The 926-nt window shown below is 45.4% G+C and carries 1 pseudogene; it reads right to left on the bottom strand.

From position 1 onward, the window contains the following. Positions 1 to 926, bottom strand: a pseudogene (locus ACKJXD_RS11905) (hypothetical protein); the annotation flags it as partial.

Genomic DNA, 926 nt, shown 5'->3' with positions numbered 1-926 from the left:
CGGGCTATTTTTTCAACATAATTTGCCTTGTCTTTTTCACTGCTGTAACCCAGTAAGACCCCTTTTTTATCCGCCTCAAAGTCATAACGTAATTCGCCACCCCACTCTTCTAAATCACTGCTGCGGGCTTTAGCAAAGGACGAAAAGCCTTCCTGCTGCATTGAGTAATAACCTGTAAAACTTAACGGAATATCCTCACCCATCAAATCACTGAATTCGATTTTTTGGTTAATCTTCCATGCCGCTCCCCGTGTATCACCCGATAACACCGTCTGATTAAATGACAGACCACCATTGCTCGACACAAAAATATCACTCATCCCGGCCTTACTTTTGGCATATTCAAAATGCGTGTGTGTTCCCTGCGTCGGTCTGACAATCACATCCAGTCCTTTTAACTCATACGTTTCACCGCTTGCCTGGTCTTCACTGATATATGTCCCGCCAATACGAATATGGTCGTTTAACCAGTGATAAGCCCGACCACCAAACACTTTTTGACCGTCAAAGTCAAAACCGTCTGAATAATATTCATATTCCGCAATAATCCACACCGGGTCACCCCCAACCAGATTACCGCTTTCGATAATTGAGCTACCTGTGCCCCCGTTTGTCGTCATCGGCAGGGCTTTGGTTAATATCACCCGACCCTGAAACTGGTTCACTTCATAATCAACCCCTTCGGTCAGGGTGCTGGTACTCAGTACCCGACCGGTATTACGGTCACGCACTTCTACCGACAGTTTTAAACTCCCTTCGGTTATACGCTGATGTTTTAAAAAGTATAAACTACCACCGGTCGATGCTAATTCATTGTGACTGCCCCGGGTTTCACCATTCGATAAAAACACCGTCGCTAATGTGCGGGTATCACCATACTGGGTCGACTGCTCACTTTCGTGATATAATTTTGCCCCGTATAAACT

The organism is Gilliamella sp. G0441, assembly GCF_050589305.1.
GTDB lineage: Bacteria > Pseudomonadota > Gammaproteobacteria > Enterobacterales > Orbaceae > Gilliamella.
Note: the sequence above shows the minus strand (reverse complement) of the source record. Positions and strands in the feature narration are given on the sequence as shown.